Origin of the sequence: Actinoplanes sp. NPDC026623 (genome assembly GCF_040638275.1) — a bacterium.
Taxonomy (GTDB): Bacteria; Actinomycetota; Actinomycetes; order Mycobacteriales; family Micromonosporaceae; genus Actinoplanes.
Genome location: NZ_JBEZXZ010000440.1, coordinates 1 through 1423, shown reverse-complemented (window position 1 = coordinate 1423; position 1423 = coordinate 1). Strand labels below are relative to the sequence as shown.

The 1423-nt window shown below is 72.0% G+C and carries 2 protein-coding genes; one reads left to right on the top strand and one right to left on the bottom strand.

Going from position 1 to position 1423, the window contains the following annotated elements:
• Nucleotides 1-60 precede the first annotated feature (60 nt).
• Nucleotides 61-465: a glyoxalase gene (locus tag AB0F10_RS45635; protein WP_360640878.1), complete on the bottom strand. Its 405-nt coding sequence runs from the start codon at nucleotides 463-465 to the stop codon at nucleotides 61-63.
• 220 nt (nucleotides 466-685) lie between these two features.
• Between AB0F10_RS45635 and AB0F10_RS45630 the strand changes: the two genes are divergently transcribed.
• On the top strand, nucleotides 686-1423 hold a 738-nt coding region (locus AB0F10_RS45630), incomplete at its 3' end, for a lamin tail domain-containing protein (protein WP_360640876.1).

Genomic DNA, 1423 nt, shown 5'->3' with positions numbered 1-1423 from the left:
CTTCTTCTATGCCCCCCCCCGGGGGGGGGGGGCGGGGCCCCCCCCCCCCCACGGCGGGCGTCAGGCGACGTCCTCGGCGACGAGTTCGACCTCGAACCCGGCGTCGTCCTCCAGGTAGGCGGCATAACTGTCGGGCCCGCCCGCGTACGGGTGCCGGTCGGCGAACATCAGCGACCAGCCGTGCTCCGGCGCCTCGCCGGCCACGGCGTCGACCTCGTCGCGGGTTCCGCCCCACAGCGCGAGATGGTTCATGCCGCTGCGCAGCCGCTGCTGGCGCCCGCGCAGGTGCGCCGGCCCGGATTCCAGCACGATGTAGGCGTCGCCGTTGACCCAGCTGCGGCCGGACGCCCAGGTCTTGTGAACGGTGTAGCCCAGGCGCCGCAGCAGCCAGGGCCAGGGACCCTCCTCGGCGACCGCATCGTCCATCCACAGCTCCAGGTGGTGCAGGCGCCCTCGTCGGTTCATCCAGACATCCTCCCATTCCCCCAGGTGACGACGGGGTCACATCCGCGTCGTACGCGATCGACAGGTATTAGTGTGCCGATGGGTCGTCCAACGTTTGGCTCACCGCAAGCCAGGCCGGTGACAATCCAAGCCCACCAAAGCCAGTCATCCCTGGAGGTTCCACTCCGTGTCCCATACGCTCATCAGGCGGATCACCATAGGGGCCCTGCCACTATCCATAGTGGCTGCCGCCGCAGCACCCCTCACCCCGGCCTTCGCCGACCCGGCCGGAACCGGGCTGGTCATCAGCGAGGTCTTCCTCAACGGCGGCTCGTCCGGCGCCAGCTACCTGAACAAGTTCGTCGAGCTCTACAACCCGACGGCGAGCGCGGTGTCGCTCACCGGCGACACCCTGCAGTACCGGGCGGCGGCCAGCACCGTCGTGCCCGGCGGCGCTCAGGTGTTCGCGTTGTCCGGGACGGTGGCCGCGCACGGCCACTTCCTGATCCAGTTGCCGGGCAACGGCGCGAGCAGCAACCCGGGTGAGGCGCTGCCGACCCCCGACCTGAGCACCGGCAACAGCGTCAACCCGGGCGCGGCGGGCGGGACGCTCTACGTCGCCGCCAGCACGACCGGAGTCCTGCCCACCGACACCACCGTCGTCGACAAGCTCGGCTGGGGCGCCAGCAACTCGCCCGAGGGCACGGCCGCGACCGGCAACTCGCTGGTCCTGAGCTACCAGCGCGCCACGACCGGCGCGGACACGAACAACAACGCAGCCGACTTCGCCGCGGCCACGCCGACGCCGCAGAACTCGGGCGGCGGCACGGCCTCGGTCGCCGTGACCAACCCGGGCACCCAGAACGCCACGGCCGGCACGGCCATCGCGCCGCTGACCCTCGCGGCCACCGGCGGCACCACGCCGTACGCCTGGACCGGGACCGGCATGCGCGCGTGCCTGGCGCTCTCCCCGGCCGGC